Here is a 20,008-nt window from a genome sequence, read left to right on the forward strand (position 1 = left end):
CCTAATTAAATCTACTTTGCAAAACACTTACCTTAAATTGAGGATAGGGTAAATTTGCTACCTATACTATGAATGCAGAACAATCAAGGTTAAAGGATACAGGCTGGAAAAAGTGGGGACCTTATGTGAGCGACCGCCAATGGGGTACCGTTCGTGAGGATTACAGTGCCAACGGTGATGCCTGGAACTATATTACCCATGATATGGCCCGCAGCAAGGCTTACCGCTGGGGTGAGGAGGGCATAGCCGGTATTTGCGACAGGCAGCAATACCTTTGCTTTGCAATTGCGTTGTGGAACAAAAAAGACCCTATTATTAAAGAACGCTACTTTGGCCTGAGTAACCCCGAAGGTAACCATGGTGAAGACGTAAAAGAGATGTACTATTATTTAGATAGTACGCCTACGCACTCATACATGAAAACGCTATATAAATATCCGCAAAATGAGTTCCCTTATAAGTGGCTGGTTGATGAGAACAAACGCCGCGGCCGCCAGGATCCGGAGTTTGAACTGATGGACACGGGTATCTTTGATCATAACGAATACTTTGACGTATTTACCGAATATGCAAAAAACGCCCAGGAAGACATCCTGATAAAAATAACCGTTCATAACCGTAGTGATAAAGATGCACCGGTTAATGTAATGCCGACCTTATGGTTCCGCAATACCTGGGCTTGGGGGTATGATTCACGCAAGCCAGATCTTTGTGCGTCTTCGGATAAAGTGATTAGCATTTTTCATAAAGACCTTGGACAAATGTGGCTGCATACCGAAGGAGAGGCTCAACTCCTGTTCTGCGATAACGAAACCAACTCGCGCAAGCTTTATAATTATGACGATGGCAGGAAGTATTATAAAGACGGTATAAACGATTATATTGTACGTGGTGAGAATACCGTAACCCCTAAAAATATGGGTACCAAAGCAGCGGTAAACTACGATCTGAATATCCCGGCGGGGCAAAGTGTAGTCTTGCGTTTGCGCCTGTCTGAAGATGCCAATTATAGTTTCGAAGATTTTGACGAGGTTTTTGATATTCGTCAAACAGAAGCCGATCAATTTTATAATGATATCCATGGTGCTGCAATGAACCCCGATCGCCGTCTTATTCAGCGGCAGGCGTTTGCCGGTATGCTATGGAACAAGCAGTTTTACTATTCAGATATCCGCCATTGGCTGGGCGGAGACAAAGGGATGCCGCGGCCTCCCGCACAAAGAGAAAAGGCCCGTAACAGTAAATGGGCACATCTGAATACCCGCGATATTATTTCGATGCCCGATAAATGGGAGTATCCCTGGTTTGCAGCCTGGGACCTGGCTTTTCATTGCCTTCCGTTGGCAACTATTGATATGACTTTTGCCAAAAATCAACTGATCTTGCTTACCCGCGACTGGTATATGCACCCGAATGGGCAGTTGCCGGCCTATGAATGGGACTTTGGCGATGTAAACCCTCCGGTACATGCCATGGCTGTATGGAACGTATATAAAACCGATAAGGAAAATAACAATGGAAAAGGGGATACTTATTTCCTGGAGCGGGTTTTTCACAAACTGATGCTTAATTTTACCTGGTGGGTTAACCGTAAGGACCAATCGGGGAACAATATTTTTGAGGGTGGTTTCCTGGGCATGGATAATATTGGCGTTTTCGACCGTAACATGCATTTACCCTCCGGGCAGCATTTGGAACAGGCCGATGGTACCAGTTGGATGGCCATGTATTCGCTTAACCTGCTTCGCATTGCCACCGAGCTTACCGAAACCGACAAAGCTTACGCTGATATCGCTTCCAAGTTTTTTGAGCATTTCATTTATATTGTTGGGGCCATGTCAAACCTGGGCGAAAACAATGAAGGCCTTTGGGATGATGACGACGGTTTTTTTTATGATCAGATCCGTTTCCCTGATGATGGTTCTATTAAAATGCGGGTACGGAGTATAGTAGGGTTGATTCCACTGTTTGCTACCGAAGTATTGGACGAAAAAGATATCATGGAAAGTCCGGTATTTAAAGATCGTATGAAATGGTTCGCTGAAAACCGGCCCGATCTTGCATCGCTGGTTTCACGCTGGAACGAGAAGGGGAGTAACGGTAAGCACCTGATAAGTTTGCTGCGTGGTTACAGGATGAAGTCATTGCTCAAATACATGTTAGATGAAAATGAGTTTTTAAGCGACTATGGGATCCGTTCACTTTCAAAGTATCACCTTAAACATCCTTATCATGTTTCGGTAAATGGAGTTGAATTTGGCATATCCTATGTGCCGGGCGAAAGTGACAGCGGTTTATTTGGTGGTAACAGCAACTGGCGCGGCCCTATCTGGATGCCCATCAATTACCTGATTATTGATAGTTTGCACCGGTTCCATATGTTTTATGGCGATGAGTTTAAAATAGAATGCCCAACCGGCTCGGGAAATTTTATGAACCTGAAAGAGGTAGCTAACGAACTATATGCCCGGGTTTCCAAACTGTTTATGAAAAACGAAAATGCTGAGCGGCCGGTGTATGGTAAAAATCCCAAACTGCAAACCGATCCGCATTTTAAAGATCACATTTTGTTTTATGAGTTTTTTGATGGCGATACAGGTCTTGGTTTAGGTGCCGCACATCAAACCGGCTGGACAGGCCTGATTGCCAATTGTTTGTATCTGGAATAGGGTGTATGTATATAATAACCTGGCACGGTGCTATAAATCAACACTGTGCCATGGTTGGACTGCTGCAGATCATGTACACCCTTCCATCTGTCAATCGGCCTTCAGCGTTATGCTTTTAGTTTGATATAATTATTGTGTAAAAAAGACACAATAAGATTTCTTTGCTCATTATTAATTAATTAGCTTTACTGTACCAGTTAATTATTAACCATTATCGAAGCATGAATTACAGCAGAAGAAATTTTATTAAAGGCACCGGGGCATTGGTGCTTGGCGGCATGGCCTTATCGGGCAAAGCGGCAGGTTTTTTGACTAATATGGAGCATCATCCTGTTGGGTTACAGTTGTTTACTTTTTTTGGCGTTATTGACGAAGATGTTAAGGGTACGCTTAGCAAAATAGCCGCTATTGGCTACAAAGAAATAGAATCGGCTTTTAGTAAAAAAGGCGGATACTATGGTATGAAACCTAAAGAATTTAAAGCTATGGTGAATGACCTGGGCATGAGCTGGACTTCGCACCATGTTCTTGGCGCTCCGTTTAAACTGCCACCGGGAGCAAAAATGCCTGCAGGTGCAGATGGTAAGCCGATGGTATTGCCTCCTGTATTGAACCTGCGCGATAATATGCAGCAGGTGATTGACGAGGTTGCTGAAGGCGGCGTTCAATACCTGGTTTGTGCTAATTCGCCTACGGCTACACTTGAAGAAATAAAAGGCACCATTGAGGTATTAAACAAAACTGGGGAGGCTGCAAAAAAAGCGGGGATCCAGTTTGCTTATCATAACCATGATATGGAGTTCCATGCAGTTGATGGCAAAGTACCCTATGATCTGCTGCTAAGTGAAACCGATGCAAATAATGTAAAAATGGAGCTTGATTTGGCCTGGGCTGTTAAAGCAGGTAAAAATCCGGTGGAGATGTTTAAGGAGCACCCGGGGCGTTTCCCGCTTTGGCACGTGAAGGATCTGGACGCCGGCAGGGAAAATATACAGCCGGTAGGTGGCGGCACCATTGATTTTAAACCGATTTTTGCGGCGGCAAAATCAGCAGGGATGCAGCACTTTTTTGTCGAGCATGATATGCCTAAGGATGCCTTTGCAAGTATTACCGCAAGTATGGCTTATTTGAAAGATAAGTTAATGGTTTAAATAGGAAAAGTAGTTTGAATCACTAACTGTTGATTGTTTTTATAATAGAATGACAGCGGGTAAATTGAATTTTACCCGCTGTTTTTATTGTTAGTGGCTATGGGCAGCTTTGAGTTTTGTGTTGTTTTGGTTTGTAAGCTTTTTTATATAAGATGGTGCTGTAAATTGTTGTGTTTTTTGAAAAAGCAGGGCTTAACAATTCCATAATGTGCCGTAATTTTGATTTAACCTGCCTGTTGAGTAATTTAAGGCGATAAAATATTATTTATAACGGCGGCGCATGGCAGAAACATCTACAGAACATTTAAAACGGGTCCTAAAACCTATCCATCTATGGGCCATAGCCGTTGGTCTGGTTATTTCGGGCGAATATTTCGGATGGAATTTAGGCTGGGCTGTTTCAGGTACGATCGGGCTGCTGATAGCCACCCTGGTTATCACCTTAATGTACATTACATTTATTTTTAGTTATACCGAATTAACTGCCTCCATACCTCATGCGGGCGGCGCTTTTGCTTACGCATATCGAGCCATGGGGCCATTTGGCGGGCTGATAGCGGGTTATGCAACGCTTGTGGACTTCCTGGTCGCTACGCCTGCCGTGGCGGTTTCTTTGGGAAGTTACCTTCACTTTTTATATCCGGTAATTCCTATAACTGCGGCCGCCATGGGCTTTAATGTTCTTTTTATCTTGCTCAATATGTTGGGCGTAAAGGAGTCGGCAACCTTTTCGGTATTCATTACCATACTTGCTGTGGTTGAACTAATGCTTTACCTGGGCATTGTGTCGCCGCATTTTAAAATGGTAAACTATCTTACAAATCCTATGCCTTTTGGTTGGGCTGGCGTATTTGCAGCCTTGCCTTTTGCAGTTTGGTTTTACCTCGCTATTGAAGGGGTAGCCATGGTGGCCGAAGAAGTGGAGAACCCCAAAAGGAATATCCCCCGCGGCTATATTTCGGCCATCGTAACATTAGTTGTGCTGGCTTTAGGGGTAATGATCATAACCGGCGGGTTGACCGACTGGCACAAGCTAAGCCATTTGGATTATCCGCTGCCCGAGGCTATTGGGATAGTATTGGGTAAAGGTAATGGCTTAACCAAAGTATTTGCCAGTATAGGTTTGTTTGGTTTGATTGCCTCGCTGCACGGGATCATCCTTGCTTCGTCAAGGCAGGTATTTGCTATGGCGCGCAGTGGTTATTTACCCCGGATGCTATCTGATATTAACCACAGGTTCAAAACGCCGCATTGGGCCCTTGTGATAAGCGGTATAGTAAGTTCCATCTTCATTTATAAATTTAAAACAGATCAGATCATCATGCTCTCGGTACTGGGTGCAGTGGTTATGTATATCATGAGTATGCTGAGCCTGTTTATACTACGCAAAAAGGAGCCGCGCTTAAACCGGCCCTTCCTGGCCCCGGTATACCCGGTTTTCCCGGCAATAGCTTTGGTTATTTGTGTAGTATGCTTATTTGCTACTATATATTTTAACCCCGATATGAGCCTCATTTTTGCAGGAGGATTAGTAATTGTATTGCTGATTTTTATAGTGATGGGTAAACATAAAGTTGCATTAACAGAAGACATGATGAGCGCACCGATGGATGATGAGGTCATTAATCATTGAGTCATAAGTCATTTGTTTGTTCGCTTTTTGAATAATGACCCAATGACATAATGATTGAAAAAAATGACCCAATGATCAATGACATAATGATATAAATATGTACCGCCACAACATACATCACCGGGTTTATAAATTTCCCAACCTTAAAACGTTACTGGGGAAGGCTTCGCCTTATCGCTCGGGCGATGAACTGGCCGGGCTTTGTGCCGCCGGGTATGAGGAACGTGTGGCTGCACAAATTACCCTGGCCGATGTGCCGCTTAAAAATTTTTTAAACGAAGTGGTGATCCCTTATGAGGATGATGAAATTACCCGCCTTATTATTGATGATCATGATGAGACAGCCTTTAGCCACATCAGTCATTTAACGGTTGGTGAACTGCGCGATTGGTTATTAAGTGATGAAACTGACTGTGCTACTTTAACAACTATAGCTCCCGGCTTAACACCCGAAATGGTTGCTGCAGTATCTAAATTGATGCGTAACCAGGATCTGATTGCCACGGCCAATAAATGCCAGGTAGTTACCCGCTTTCGCAATACTATCGGTTTAAAAGGGCATTTCAGTACCCGTTTACAGCCCAACCACCCAACTGATGATCCGCGGGGAGTAGCGGCCAGCATTATCGACGGTTTATTATTTGGCAGCGGCGATGCTGTTATAGGCATCAACCCGGCAACTGATAGTCCAGCGGCGGTAAGCAGTTTATTAACTTTGATGGATGACTTACGGCACCGTTTCGACATTCCTACACAAACCTGCGTGCTAAGCCACATAACTACCACATTACAATTGGTTAACGAAGGTGCCCCTGTCGACCTATGTTTTCAATCTATTGCAGGCACGGAAAAAGCTAATGCCAGCTTCGGGGTTAATTTAAGCTTGATTGAGGAAGCTTACCAGGCCACACTATCGTTAAAGCGGGGTACTGTTGGCAATAATGTAATGTATTTTGAAACCGGACAGGGTAGCGCCCTATCGGCCAATGCCAATTTCGGGGTAGATCAGCAAACCTGCGAAGTGAGGGCCTATGCCGTCGCCCGTAAGTTTAATCCTTTGCTGGTGAATACTGTAGTTGGTTTTATTGGCCCCGAATATTTGTATGATGGCAAACAGATTATTCGTGCCGCGCTTGAAGATCATTTTTGTGGAAAACTGCTTGGCTTGCCCATGGGAGTTGATGTTTGCTATACCAATCATGCGGAAGCCGATCAGGACGATATGGATAACCTACTTACGTTGCTTGGTGTAGCGGGTTGCAACTTTGTGATGGGTATTCCGGGCTCGGATGATATTATGCTTAATTACCAGTCAACTTCGTTTCATGATGCCCTTTACCTGCGTAAAGTATTGGGGTTGAAACCCGCTCCCGAGTTTGAGGGTTGGTTGATAAAGCAGGGGATTGTTGATGATAAAGGTTATATGCTGCCTGTTACGGAACACGGGTTGTTGAGAGGTTTTTGATTGAAGGCGAAAGGGTAAAGGCGAAAGATAAAAGGTTTTTTGAACTGACGAAAAATAAAAAATACGGCGTCATCCTCTGCCGTCGCTCGGCTCCAGCCGAGTGTCGGCTATCTCACGGCCTCTGGCCGACGTAAGCTCTTATGGCACACAGGCCGGGGGCCTATGAATAATGGTCATTCAGCTGGAGCCGAGCGAAGGCAGAGTGACAGGTTGCTGCTATATCAAGGACATAAGTAAACCATTAAATGAAACGAAATATCCCACAGGAAATTGAGCCACTAAAAGCTTTGCAGGAATTTACTTCCGCGCGGATAGCTATTGGCCGGGTGGGAACGAGTATCCCCTTAAAACAGTCGCTTGAGTTTAAACTGGCACATGCGCATGCACGTGATGCTGTATACTCTGAATTAAATTCAGGCAAACTAACTAATTCCCTTAAACACTTTGAACAGCCTATCCTGCACCTGCATAGCCAGGTAACAGACCGGCGGCAATACCTGCAACGGCCCGATCTTGGGCGTAAACTTAATGAGGCCTCATTGAATGAGTTAAACGGCTACAGTATTGAAAGTGATGTGGCTATTATGATAGTTGATGGTCTCTCTGCGACAGCGGTAAATGAAAATACAATTGGTTTGCTCGATGCGCTAATTCCTTTGTTGGTTGCCGATGGTTTAAAGCTTGCGCCAATAAGTCTGGTTGAACAAGGCAGGGTAGCTATTGGCGATGATATTGGGTATGGCCTGAAGGCTAAACTGTCTTTGATCTTGATTGGTGAGCGCCCTGGTCTAAGTGCCGCGGATAGTCTTGGTGTATATCTTACCTATAACCCCAAACCGGGCTTAACCGACGAATCACGAAACTGCGTTTCTAATATCCGCCCCAAAGGTTTAACCTATAGAAAAGCAGCAAGGAAAATTTTCTATTTAATTAACGAAGCATTTAAACGGAAACTGTCGGGAGTGGAGCTGAAGGATAACGCGGGGCTTATAGCTGAAGGTTGATAAGCTGAACGCCGAAAGCAAAAGGCCCAAAGCTTTATGCTCCGGGCCAATTTTTACTGCTTTAAGCCTTGGGCTTTTAGCTTTTAAGCTTTACCTACTTACTTTTTCTCGCTTCCACATAACCATTAAATGATATTGGATCACGGTTACTGCTGATCACTTGCAGGGAGCCGTAGCCATCCTGCGAAATACTTAGATTAAACGTTTGTACATCGCGCCAGTCGGCTATGTTTTTTTCTTTGGGTTTAATAGTGATATTCCAGCTCTTGCCTTTTGGGGTCGATGAGTATGTAAACTTTGTAGTATTAACTTTGATTCCGCCATCTGTTGTTCCGGGAGGTGGAGCTACATAGGCCCGGCCAAAATAAGGTAAGAATGATACAATGGTGTCTTTACTTACTGTGAGATCGTAATCAGAGGTAAGCGGCCTTGTACCGCCACGCATCGGCAAAGCGTAGTTTGCTTTAAAAACAAAGTTTTGATCATCGATCATTTTTTTGATCTCAGCTTGCCTTGCCGCTTTTTTCTCGGCTTTGGTCTGGGCATAAGTCACGTTAAGCCCAATAAATATAAATGCAGCCACAATGGCTATCTTGTTTAAGATTTTCATGATATAAATGTTTAAATATTTAGACGGCAAAGAGTTATTTAGGTTTAAGTACACTCAAATTTAAGCAATCTTTTAAACAAAAAAGCCACCCGGTTTGGGTGGCTTTTGAAATAGAAAATATCAAAAAGGGCCAGCTTGTGCGATTCCCCTCTTGAGAGGGGTGGAGGGGTGTGTTTCTGCTTTGATAACTCTAACGCAGAAACACACCCCTGCTAACGCTCATTCCTCCGCGCCCCCTCTCAAGAGGGGATTTGAAATATTATATCAAACTAACGCTGCGTTTAACAAACTCGGTTAAATCTGCACCGGTTAATAAACCTTGTGATAACAGCGCCAGGTCAAAAGCCTGTTTTGAAAGCTGCGCCTGTACAGTTTCGTCTTCTTCCTGCAAAATGCGGCTTACCAGTTTGTGGTTGCCGTTTACAATTACCTTGTAATTATCAGGCATGTTGCCGTAAAAGCTCATTCCACCACCCATAGCTGCCATATCTTTCATGCGGCGCATAAACTCGTCCATAGTTACGGTAACCGGTAACTCGTCTGGGTTAAGGCTTTCTATTTGAACGTTGTAAGCTGGCTTGTTGATGGCTTTATCAAAAATGCTTTTTACCTGGGTGCTTTGTTCTTCGGTAAGTACCGTTTCAAGCGCGTCATCCTTTTTAATCAGTTTATCAGCAACATCAGCATCAACACGTTTTAATGATGTTTTCTCTAATTTTTGCTCCAACTGGCTGATGAAGTGATTGTCAATAGGAGAGTTCATCACCAATACATCATAGCCTTTTTTATTGGCAGACTGGATAAACGAATCCTGTTTCGCAGGGTCATTGGTGTAGATGTAAACCAATTGACCGTCTTTATCTGTTTGGTTAGCTTCAACTTTGTCTTTATACTCGGGCAGCGTAAAGTTTTGTTTTTCGGTGTTGGTAACCAAAACAAAGTCTTTGGCTTTGTCATAAAACTTGTCTTCGCTCACCATACCATACTTTACAAACAGGCCAATGTCGGTCCATTTTTCTTCGTAAGCTTTACGGTCTGCTTTGAACAGGTCTGACAATTTATCAGCTACCTTTTTGGTAATATAACTGTTGATCTTTTTAACATTGCTGTCCGCTTGCAAAAAGCTGCGTGATACGTTAAGCGGAATATCCGGTGAATCGATAACACCATGCAACAGCATTAAAAATTCAGGGACAATATCTTTTACTTCATCAGTAATAAATACCTGGCGGCTAAATAATTTGATCTTGTTTTTTTGGAACTCAAAATCATTTTTCAGCTTAGGGAAATATAGTACACCTGTTAAGTTGAAAGGATAATCAACATTCAGGTGGATCCAGAACAATGGATCTTCGCTGAATGGATAAAGCTGCTTGTAAAAGTCAAGATAATCTTCGTCCTTTAATTCAGATGGTGCTTTTGTCCAGATAGGGTTGGTGGTGTTGATGATATTATCAACTTCAACTGAAGTATATTTTGGTTTGCCTTCTTCGTCAACGCCATCTTCAACGGATTCTGTCTTAGTGCCGAATTTAATAGGCACAGGTAAAAATTTGCAATATTTATCCAGGATCTCCTGCAATTTGTACTGGCTTAAGAACTCAGCCGATTCATCATTGATATACAAAGTGATCTCAGTACCGCGCTCTTCTAAAATACCTTCGCCAATTTCAAATTCGGTGCTACCGTCGCATACCCAGAAAGCAGGCTCTGCGCCTTCCTGGTATGATAAGGTTTGGATCTCCACCTTATCAGCCACCATGAATGCTGAATAAAAACCTAAACCAAAGCGACCGATGATCTCGTTGGCATCTTTTGCTTCCTTGAATTTCTCCATGAATTCGGTGGCGCCTGAGAAAGCGATCTGGTTGATGTACTTTTTAATCTCTTCGGCGGTCATACCGATACCATTATCGCTAATGGTGATGGTCTTTTTGTCTGCATCAAAAGCAACCTCAACACGGAGGTCGCCAAGTTCGCCGGTGTACTGGCCTAATGAAGCTAAACGTTTAATTTTTTGGGTAGCATCTACCGCGTTTGATACCAGCTCGCGCAGAAATATCTCATTATCAGAGTATAAGAACTTCTTAATGATCGGGAAAATGTTCTCGGTGTGGATCGAAATGCTGCCTTTTTCTTGCATAACTATATTTTAATAGGATTGATTTAATGATTGTCGCCAATGCAACATCAATGTGTGTTCCAATTGTTATTATATTGTCAAAATGGCAGGATGAGGGGTTTTGGTCAGATAAGTCGTGGAGGTAAGGCTTATTCACCCGTCATTGCAAGATACGAAGCAATCCCCAACTTTACAGACGCTATGTAAGTGCCCCTGCAGAGTTCGCGATTGCTTCGTCGTTCCTCCTCGCAATGACGATTTTCCAAAAGCTATAGCAAAAAAATAAGGGATAAACATTTAAGCTTATCCCTTACCATATAATAAAGATTGCTTATATCGTTAATCGGCCATCATTTTGATAAACGAGGCTAATTTTTCTTTCATTTCTCTTCTGTCAACAATGAAATCAAGGAAGCCATGTTCCTGCACAAATTCGGCAGTCTGGAAACCCTTCGGTAGATCTTTTTTAATAGTTTCTTTAATTACCCTTGGCCCTGCAAAACCTATCAGCGCGCCAGGTTCGGCAATATTGATATCGCCTAACATAGCGTATGATGCTGTTACACCGCCTGTAGTAGGATCGGTAAGTAATGAGATATAAGGGATTTTTGCCTGTGCAAGTAAGGCAAGTTTGGCTGATGTTTTAGCCATCTGCATCAACGAAAACGCGGCTTCCATCATGCGCGCACCACCTGATTTTGAGATCATCAGGAACGGGACTTTATGTTGGATACAGTAATCAATAGAGCGGGCTATCTTTTCACCAACTACCGATCCCATTGATCCCCCAATAAAGTTAAAGTCCATACAGGCAATAACCAGGTCCTGACCGTCAATTTTACCGGCGCCTGCCCTTATTGCATCTTTTAAACCTGTTTTGTGCTGAGTTTCCTTAAGCCGGTCAGTGTATTTTTTGGTGTCTTCAAAATGAAGCGGATCACCCGAGGTAAGGTCAGAAAAAAGTTCTGTAAACTCGTTATTATCAAATAGTACCGAAAAATATTCTTTTGAACCTATGCGCAGGTGGAAGCCACAGTAATGGCACACATATTGATTTTCTACCTGCTCAGAATAGTGTAAAGGTTTTTTACAATTAGGGCATTTATTCCAGATGCCATCGGGGGCTTCCTTTTTTTCCTCAGTAGTCGTAATTATCCCTTTCAACTCTCGTTTAAACCATGCCATATCTGTGTCTAACTCTTTCAATTGGGTACAAAGAAACAAAAAATATTAAACATGTAGTGCCGGTATATAAAAAGTTATGGAGGGCAAATTGTTTGCTTGAAAGTTTAATTACTTATTTAATGCTATTTTTGTAATAAAAGGATCGGATTGTTAATTAATTATATCATATTTTTAAATTAACCCTATTTTTACTACCGTTTTAATATACTTTTAAGATTGCTTATCCGAATTCAATAAATTTTATAACTTCGAGCCCCAAATAAACGCTAATGGATTTAAAAAATTATAGAGGTGTTCTGCACGGCGATCAGGTGCAGGAACTATTTGAAGCAGCAAAAAAGCATCAGTTTGCTTTGCCGGCAGTAAACGTTATTGGTACTAACACTATCAATGCAGTTATGGAAACAGCTAAAGCTGTTAACTCTCCGGTTATTATTCAGCTGTCAAATGGCGGTGCACAGTTTTACGCCGGCAAATCATTGGATAATTCAAAACTTCAGGCTTGTATTTTAGGTGGTGTATCTGCTGCAAAGCACGTTCACCTGTTGGCTGAGCATTATGGCGTAGCAGTTATTCTGCATACGGACCATGCTGCCAAGAAATTATTACCCTGGATTGACGGCTTGTTAGATCATGGCGAGAAGTTTTTTGCTGAAACCGGCAAGCCTTTATTTTCATCGCACATGCTCGACCTTTCAGAAGAGCCTATTGAAGAGAATATTGAAATTTCGGCTAAATACCTTGAGCGTATGGCTAAAATGGGTATGACCCTTGAAATTGAATTGGGTGTAACCGGCGGTGAAGAAGATGGTGTTGACAATTCTGACGTTGACAGTTCACGTTTATATACCCAGCCAGAGGAGGTTTCTTATTCATATGAGCACCTTTTAAAAGTAAGCCCCCGTTTTACTGTAGCTGCTGCTTTTGGTAACGTTCATGGTGTGTACAAACCGGGTAATGTTAAGTTACAGCCGGTTATCCTGCATAACTCACAGGAATATGTTAAACAAAAATTTGGTTTAACTGCCGAAAAACCGATCAACTTTGTATTCCACGGTGGTTCTGGTTCAAGCCAGGAAGAGATCCGCGAAGCTATTTCATACGGTGCTATCAAAATGAATATTGATACCGATATGCAATGGGCTTACTGGGAAGGCATTAAAGATTACTATAAATCAAAAGAAGGATACCTGCAAAGCCAGATCGGCAGCCCGGATGGTGAGGATTCTCCCAACAAGAAATATTATGACCCGCGTGTTTGGTTACGTAAAGGTGAGGAAAACTTTGTAAAAAGGCTTTCTGTTGCCTTTGAAGACCTTAACTGTATCGACGTTTACAGCAAATTATAATATTCATCAGAAATTAACAAAGCGCTTGTACATTTGTTGTACAGGCGCTTTGTTGTTTACAGGCAGCAGGCGGCTCCATTAAAAAAAGATAAAGTCTGCTATATGGTTGAAATTAATAAAAAGAAAAAGAATTTATTTGAACGCTTTGCCAATTGGGCCACTATAGCCACGGGCAGTTCGGGCGCATTTATCACGGCTTTTGGTATTATCATTGTTTGGGGAATAACCGGACCGTTATTCCATTATTCAGATACCTGGCAACTGGTTATCAATACCGGTACCACTGTGGTTACTTTTCTGATGGTTTTTTTGATCCAGAAATCACAAAATAAAGATTCGAAGGCTATACATTTGAAACTGAATGAGCTGCTTGCCTCGCACCAGGGGGCAAGTAACCGGATGGTTGATATTGAAGATATTACCGAAAAGGAGCTCGATCAATTGCATAAATTTTATGTGGAACTGGCCGGCCTTGCCGAAGAGGAAGATGATATCACCTGTACGCACTCTATTGATGCCGCGAGGGAAAACCACACCACAAAACTCAATCATTTCAAAACAAAACCGCATTACATCAATGCCCGCAAAAACCATAGTAAAAAAAGTAACGGAGCAAGCTGATCTTGATATCGTGCATGCCATAAGGCGGGAAGTATTTGTAGTTGAACAAAATTGCCCTCCCGAGCTGGAATATGAACATGAAGATGTATCTCATCATTTTTTAGCTACCGTTGATGGAGAACCGGCCGGTGCCTGCCGCTGGCGTAAAACCGAAAATGGTTATAAGCTTGAGCGGTTTGCCGTATTGAAAACGTTCAGAGGATTTGGGATAGGAGGAGAGCTGGTGAAAGCGGTGTTAACTGATTTGCCAGCCGATGCGGATTATGTTTATCTTAATTCGCAAACCCACGCGGTACCTTTTTATGAAAAACTGGGTTTTGAAGCATCAGGGCCGGAGTTTGAAGAAGCCGGGATCAAACATTATAAAATGGTGAAGAAGTAAAACGTTGTCGTTTTGCAGCGACTATTTAAAAGTAAAGAAAGCGTTGTTGCTTCCTACCTGCCCATGACAAGTTAAAAAGGATGTCATGTTGAGGCTCTCGAAACATGGTGGGCGGGGCCTCTGCGCGCGAGTCTTCGATGGGCTTAGACTGACAGTTCAAAGTTTGTCATTACACCTTCAGAGGCCATCGGATTTAATCACTCAGACTGACTACTATGGTCGATAAACCAACGGTGAATAAATGAGGGTTATTTCTTTTTGGATTTCCTCTTTTTAGATGCTTCTGCCAGCGGATTAAATTCAAGGCACAAATTAATCCAGTAATTCAGCTGGTCGTTGGTTTGCAGGTTGAAGTCTTCAACATAAACATAGCCTTTCATTACTCTTTCGCCGCTTACCATTTGGTTACAGTTTCCTTTCTCAAGTTCAATAGCGGCTTGTTGTTCGCCAATGCGGCACAAAATGCTATTGTCGCGTACGCAAACACATAACTTATCATCTACCATAAAACAAACTCCCTGGAACATTTTCTTTTCTTCCACCACCGGAAGGTCCATTAATTCTTCGCGAATACGATCGGCCATTTGTTCGTTATATGCCATAAGGGTTTATATTTTTTCACGCAGAGGCGCCAAGACGGCAACGGAATCCGGCGTCTTAGCGCCTTAGTGAAATAAAATTACAATTAATTCTTATCAACAAATTTGTAATTAGCCTCATTATACCTGTCGCCGGTATCCGGGTATTTAGCTAAAACGGTTTCAATATCCTGTAAATCATTGGCTGTTAATTCCACATCAACCGAACCTGCATTGTCCAAAAGGTATTTTCTCCTCTTTGTTCCTGGAATAGGGATAATGTTATCGCCTTGTGCCAGCACCCAGGCAAGCGCCAACTGGGCAGGTGTGCAATTTTTTTGAGTGGCAAGCTTTGCAAACTCATGAGCCAGCCCCATGTTATTTTCGGCGTTGGCATCCTGATAACGGGGCAGGCTTTTCCTGAAATCGTTATCAGCCAGTTTGGTTACATCCAACGCGTTTGTTACCAAACCACGTACCAGTGGGCTGAATGGCACGAATGAAATCCCAAGCTCTTTGCACACGGGCAATACCTCAGCCTCTACATCGCGCGTTAATAAAGAATATTCACTTTGCAAGGCACTAATTGGATGCACCGCGTGTGCACGACGGACAGAGTTTGCCGAAGCTTCAGACAGCCCCAGGTATTTTACTTTACCTTCTTTTACCAGGTCGGCCATGGCGCCAACCATGTCCTCAACAGGCACATTTGGGTCGATCCGGTGGGCGTAGTACAAGTCAATCACATCCGTTTTTAAGCGTTTTAAGCTCTGCTCAACCGCGGTTTTAAGATAAGCCGGCGAGCCGTCAAATTCAGTCAGCTTGCCATCGGCACCGGCCCTGAAACCAAATTTGGTGGCGATGAAGATCTTATCACGATTGGGTACCAATACCTTTGATACTAATTCTTCATTGCGGCCATTGGCATAAACATCGGCCGTATCCCAAAAGTTAATACCTATTTCTATTGATTTTTCAAGGGTGGCTATTGATTCATCGTCATCCGGCTTGCCGTAAGCATGGTTCATGCCCATACATCCCAGTCCAATGGCCGAAAGTTCAACTCCGGTATTTCCTAATTTTCTGTATTTCATAATGTGGTAGTATTGTTGTACTATCAAAGTACGTGAAATAACAAAAGCACATCAACCTCAATTTATAAGTATTATGTAAGGTTATACATTGCAGATTAACTTTTTCTGGTTAATTTGAAAAAAAAATGAGTGGTTGTCCAATTCAGCCAACCCTGATCGTCTTTTGGTTTTTAACCATTAAATTCAAAAAACATGAACGAGTTCTTATTGATCTTCAGAAGAGACGCAGAAGCCACTGCAGCAACGCGGTCGCCCGAACAGATGCAAACCATGATGAATTACTGGCGCGAATGGATTGGCGGGATTGCCGCGCAAAACAAACTGGTTGCTGTAGGCAATAGGTTGGATACCGCTGGCAGCGTAGTAAAACCTGACAATGTAGTAACAGACGGCCCTTATGTTGAGGTTAAGGAAGCCATAGGGGGTTACAGTATTATCAAAGCGTCATCGCTGGAAGAAGCCACGGAGTTATCAAAGGGCTGCCCGATCCTGTCGGTAGGGGGCAGTGTTGAAGTTCGTCCTATCATCCCAATGGAAGTGTAATTGATTTGCAGCCTCCCATATACGGGAGGCTGCTGGTTTTATGCAGCAAGATCAGCTTCTACCACATCTGTTCCGCTCCGAGTATCAAAAGATAATCGCGGTATTATGCCATTATTTCGGCTTTGAACATATAGAAGCCGCCGAAGATATTGCCAGTGATACTTTCCTCACTGCTGCCGAAACATGGGGAATCAAGGGGTTGCCGGATAATCCTAAAGCATGGTTATATACCGTGGCCCGCAATAAAGCAACCGATTATGTAAGGCGTGGCTCCAGGTTTAAGCAAAAAATAGCCGAAGGGATTGTTGCAGAGGATAATTACGAGGCAGAGATCGATCTTTCTGACCAAAATATTAGCGACAGCCAGCTGCAAATGATGTTTGCTATTTGTCACCCGGTATTGCCGGCCGAGGCGCAGATTGGCCTTGCATTACGTATCCTTTGCGGTTTCGGAATTGATGAAATTGCCGAGGCTTTTTTATCGAATAAAGAAACCATTAATAAACGCCTGTTCAGGGCTAAGGAAAAGCTTCGGGAACAAAAAGTGAAGATCGTTTTCCCTGAACCGGCTGATATTATTAATCGGCTGGGCATCGTACTGAAAACTTTATACCTGCTGTTTAATGAGGGCTATTACTCCAGCTGCCAGAGCACTACATTGCGAAAAGATTTGTGTTTAGAAGCCATGCGGCTTAACTATCTCCTTATAGAAAACAAGCAAACCAACCTGCCCGAGGTGAATGCCTTGTTGTCATTGATGTGTTTTCATGCTTCAAGGTTTGATGCCCGGGTAGATGAACATGGCGAAATGATCCGCTATGATGACCAGGACAGAATGCTTTGGAATGATGATTTGATAGTAAAAGGACGATACTACCTAAACCTTGCCTCAAAAAAAGGAAACGACGCCGGTAAATATCATATTGAAGCTGCTATAGCTTATTGGCATACCGTTAAAACTGATACTACCGAAAAGTGGGAAAATATATTAATGCTCTACAATAGGTTACTTATCGCTGCTTATTCGCCCGCGGCTGCGTTGAACCGGGCTTATGCCCTGGCAAAGGTAAAAGGGAAGGAGAATGCCATTATTGAGGCCGAAAAGTTAAAATTGGATACTAATCATTTGTACCATGTGCTGCTTGGTTACTTGTATACAGGGGTAGATCGTAAAAAGGCAGTATCGCATTTGCAAACTGCCCTGAAACTGGCTAAGACCGCTACAGATAAAAGTAGAATTATGAAGGATTTAGAGGCTTTACTGTGAGTTAGTTATAAAAAAAACGTCATTGCGAGGAACGAAGCAATCCCCGATAAGCAGGTTCGCCTGTATAGCTTGGGATTGCTTCGTTCCACGCAATGACACCTTTAAGTATTACCAGACTTACGAAGTTTTTAAAACTTCGTAAGTCTTTATTAGTTTTTAATTAGATATCTTGAAATCAGCTACCAACTTTTCATCGGCCGAGCTGCTGCCCAGTACTAATTTGTAGCTGCCGGGATAAAGCTTCCATTTGTGTGTGGCAAGGTCCCATTTCTGTAAATCCTGAACAGGGATTTTCAAAGTAACGGTACCTTCTTTATCCTGCTCCAGGCTGATGCGTTTAAAGCTTTTCAATTCTTTAACCGGCATCCTGTCGATGTTGGGATATTTAATATACGCCTGCACTACTTCATCGCCATTAAATTTACCGGCGTTTTTAACGTTTACTGTTACTGCAAGGGTATCGGCTTTTTTATAGGTAGTTTTTAATTTACTGCCCAGGGTGTAGTTAAACGACGTATAGCTTAAACCAAAACCAAAAGGATATTGCACCGGGCCGGTATAGTAACGGTAGGTGCGGTTTTTCATATTGTAATCGCTGTAATCAGGCAGGTCGCTCATATCTTTATAAAAAGTAAGCGGCAGGTGACCAGATGGCGAAACTTCGCCAAAAATAATATCAGCTAAAGCGTTACCGCCCTGTTCGCCGGGGTACCAGGCAAATATAATGGCATCGGCATAAGGCTCAATAGCGGATATATCAACATCGCTGCCTGCGGTAATTACTGCTACAAGGGGCTTGTTTTTTACACTTTTGCGCAGTTCTTTCATAAAGGCAATTTCGCTGGCAGGCAGGCTCAGGTTTTTTTTATCGCCGCCGCTTTCAGATAGGAAAGCATCGCCTGCTTCGCCTTCCAAAACGGGGGAGAGGCCTATCACAGCAATGGTAGCATCAGCATTACCCGCAGCCCAGGTGCCGCCAAAATGGGTGGTATCTTTATAGTCGCACCCTAAATCATACTCAACACGGGTTGCCTTATCAACAGCGCCGGTAATGCCCTCAACAAAATTGATCACCTTGCTGCTGGTGCCGTGGTAATTAGCTATCATGGCGTCGAGCGAGGCCGCGTTTGGCCCAACCACCATAATGCTGGAGTAGCTGCTTTTTTTGAATGGCAAAACATTGTTGTTGTTCTTTAACAATACCATACTTTGCTGGGCCACTTTACGGGCCAAAGCCAAATGTTGTTCATTGTGAACACTGTCGGCCCCGTAACCATGATAAGGATTAGCGGCCGGATCGTCATAAAAACCCAGTTTAAATTCGGTGCGTAAGATAGCGCTCAAGGCCTGGTCAACATCTTTTTCGGTAAGTAAACCTTGTTTAATGGCCTTGATACCATCGTTCTGCAAAATGGATGAGCAATCCAGGTCAACACCAGCCTTGATGGCAGCAGCAGCTACTTCAACCGCAGTTGGTAGTGTTTTGTGGGTAAGGTACACATCATCCAGGGCACCACAGTCGGTTACTACATGGCCGTTAAAGCCCCATTCTTTCCGCAGAATGTCGGTAAGTAGCATTTTATTGATAGAGTTTGGTACACCGTTAACACGGTTGTAGGCGCTCATTACCGATTCAACGTGGTTTTTAACCAGTTCGTGAAAAGCATACAGGTAGGTTTCGCGAAGGTCTTTTTCATCAACCTTAGCGTCAAATTTATCGCGGGTGGCTTCGGGGCCGCTGTGTACGGCAAAGTGTTTGGCCGTGGCAGATGTTTTCAGGTATTTAGGATCATCGCCCTGCAAACCTTTAACAAAAGCTGAGCCCATACGGCCGGTCAGGAAAGGGTCTTCGCCATAAGTTTCCTGCCCGCGTCCCCAGCGCGGATCGCGGAAAATATTGATGTTGGGCGTCCAAAAGGTAAGTCCCATGTATTGCAGGTGCCTGTCTTGTGCAATGGCCAGGTTATATTTTGCACGGGCTTCAGTTGATATTGCCGTTGATACCTGTTTTAACAGATCTTCATTAAATGTAGCCGACATCCCGATAGCCTGTGGGAATATGGTAGCTTCACCGGCACGGGCTACGCCATGCAAAGCCTCGTTCCACCAGTTATAGGCAGGGATGCCTAAACGTGGCACGGCCTGGCTGCGGTAGCCTAATAAGGAGATTTTTTCTTCGATGGTTAATTTCGATAAAAGATCTTTTACGCGTGAATCAATCGATTGCGAACCGTCTTTATAAAAAGGAGCTTGTGCATTTGCGGTAGAAAATTTTAGTAATGCCGTAAGCATTACCAAACAACATAGGAGTTTGTGTTTTATGGTGGAAGCCATT

16 protein-coding genes are annotated in these 20,008 nt (G+C 43.3%); 10 read left to right on the top strand and 6 right to left on the bottom strand.

Annotation, left to right across the window (positions count from 1 at the left end):
• Positions 1-68: 68 nt before the first annotated feature.
• From ABIC84_RS01995 to eutC, 5 genes are all read left to right on the top strand, one after another.
• Entirely contained in the window at positions 69-2,669 is a 2,601-nt protein-coding gene (locus ABIC84_RS01995; protein WP_429262515.1) for an MGH1-like glycoside hydrolase domain-containing protein, read from the top strand.
• 221 nt (positions 2,670-2,890) lie between these two features.
• Entirely contained in the window at positions 2,891-3,820 is a 930-nt protein-coding gene (locus ABIC84_RS02000; RefSeq protein ID WP_429262516.1) for a sugar phosphate isomerase/epimerase family protein, read from the top strand.
• A 280-nt stretch (positions 3,821-4,100) separates the two neighbouring features.
• A complete protein-coding gene (gene eat / locus ABIC84_RS02005) occupies positions 4,101-5,453 on the top strand; it encodes an ethanolamine permease (protein ID WP_429262517.1) in 1,353 nt (450 codons plus the stop codon).
• A gap of 97 nt (positions 5,454-5,550) precedes the next feature.
• Positions 5,551-6,918 carry an ethanolamine ammonia-lyase subunit EutB gene (locus ABIC84_RS02010; protein ID WP_429262518.1) on the top strand — a complete coding sequence of 456 codons (1,368 nt, stop codon included), beginning with the start codon at positions 5,551-5,553 and terminating at the stop codon, positions 6,916-6,918.
• 245 nt (positions 6,919-7,163) lie between these two features.
• Entirely contained in the window at positions 7,164-7,922 is a 759-nt protein-coding gene (eutC, locus tag ABIC84_RS02015) for an ethanolamine ammonia-lyase subunit EutC (protein ID WP_429262519.1), read from the top strand.
• 94 nt (positions 7,923-8,016) lie between these two features.
• On the opposite strand, the gene ABIC84_RS02020 is transcribed toward eutC, so the two are convergent.
• From ABIC84_RS02020 to accD, 3 genes are all read right to left on the bottom strand, one after another.
• Positions 8,017-8,532 carry a DUF4251 domain-containing protein gene (locus tag ABIC84_RS02020; protein ID WP_429262520.1) on the bottom strand — a complete coding sequence of 172 codons (516 nt, stop codon included), beginning with the start codon at positions 8,530-8,532 and terminating at the stop codon, positions 8,017-8,019.
• A 259-nt stretch (positions 8,533-8,791) separates the two neighbouring features.
• Positions 8,792-10,675 (bottom strand): molecular chaperone HtpG, encoded by a 1,884-nt coding sequence (gene htpG, locus ABIC84_RS02025; RefSeq protein WP_429262521.1) that lies wholly within the window; start codon positions 10,673-10,675, stop codon positions 8,792-8,794.
• Between the two features lie 318 nt (positions 10,676-10,993).
• On the bottom strand, positions 10,994-11,839 hold the full coding sequence (gene accD, locus ABIC84_RS02030) for an acetyl-CoA carboxylase, carboxyltransferase subunit beta (protein WP_429262712.1): 846 nt from the start codon (positions 11,837-11,839) through the stop codon (positions 10,994-10,996).
• 269 nt (positions 11,840-12,108) lie between these two features.
• Between accD and fbaA the strand changes: the two genes are divergently transcribed.
• From fbaA to ABIC84_RS02045, 3 genes are all read left to right on the top strand, one after another.
• On the top strand, positions 12,109-13,188 hold the full coding sequence (fbaA, locus tag ABIC84_RS02035; RefSeq protein WP_090526963.1) for a class II fructose-bisphosphate aldolase: 1,080 nt from the start codon (positions 12,109-12,111) through the stop codon (positions 13,186-13,188).
• A 102-nt stretch (positions 13,189-13,290) separates the two neighbouring features.
• Entirely contained in the window at positions 13,291-13,809 is a 519-nt protein-coding gene (locus ABIC84_RS02040) for a low affinity iron permease family protein (protein ID WP_090527640.1), read from the top strand.
• The gene (locus ABIC84_RS02045; RefSeq protein WP_429262522.1) at positions 13,766-14,191 is read left to right on the top strand and encodes a GNAT family N-acetyltransferase; all 426 of its coding nucleotides are present in this window, start codon (positions 13,766-13,768) and stop codon (positions 14,189-14,191) included. Before ABIC84_RS02040 ends, ABIC84_RS02045 begins: the two co-directional genes overlap by 44 nt.
• 248 nt (positions 14,192-14,439) lie before the next feature.
• On the opposite strand, the gene ABIC84_RS02050 is transcribed toward ABIC84_RS02045, so the two are convergent.
• Together ABIC84_RS02050 and ABIC84_RS02055 are read right to left on the bottom strand one after the other, a co-directional pair.
• Complete coding sequence (locus tag ABIC84_RS02050) at positions 14,440-14,793, bottom strand: TfoX/Sxy family protein (protein ID WP_090526967.1); 354 nt, start codon at positions 14,791-14,793, stop codon at positions 14,440-14,442.
• Between the two features lie 83 nt (positions 14,794-14,876).
• Positions 14,877-15,863, bottom strand: coding sequence for an aldo/keto reductase (locus ABIC84_RS02055; RefSeq protein WP_354483821.1), 987 nt, complete (start codon positions 15,861-15,863; stop codon positions 14,877-14,879).
• A 192-nt stretch (positions 15,864-16,055) separates the two neighbouring features.
• On the opposite strand from ABIC84_RS02055, the gene ABIC84_RS02060 reads away from it, so the two are divergent.
• Positions 16,056-16,406: a YciI family protein gene (locus tag ABIC84_RS02060; RefSeq protein ID WP_176627490.1), complete on the top strand. Its 351-nt coding sequence runs from the start codon at positions 16,056-16,058 to the stop codon at positions 16,404-16,406.
• Between the two features lie 40 nt (positions 16,407-16,446).
• A complete protein-coding gene (locus ABIC84_RS02065; RefSeq protein ID WP_429262523.1) occupies positions 16,447-17,673 on the top strand; it encodes an RNA polymerase sigma factor in 1,227 nt (408 codons plus the stop codon).
• Positions 17,674-17,829: 156 nt separating this feature from the next.
• Here the strand turns inward: ABIC84_RS02065 and ABIC84_RS02070 are convergent, their stop codons facing one another.
• Positions 17,830-20,007 (bottom strand): glycoside hydrolase family 3 protein, encoded by a 2,178-nt coding sequence (locus ABIC84_RS02070; RefSeq protein WP_254780092.1) that lies wholly within the window; start codon positions 20,005-20,007, stop codon positions 17,830-17,832.
• Between the last annotated feature and the right edge of the window lies 1 nt (position 20,008).

The sequence above is a fragment of the Mucilaginibacter sp. 3215 genome, assembly GCF_050433785.1.
GTDB lineage: Bacteria > Bacteroidota > Bacteroidia > Sphingobacteriales > Sphingobacteriaceae > Mucilaginibacter.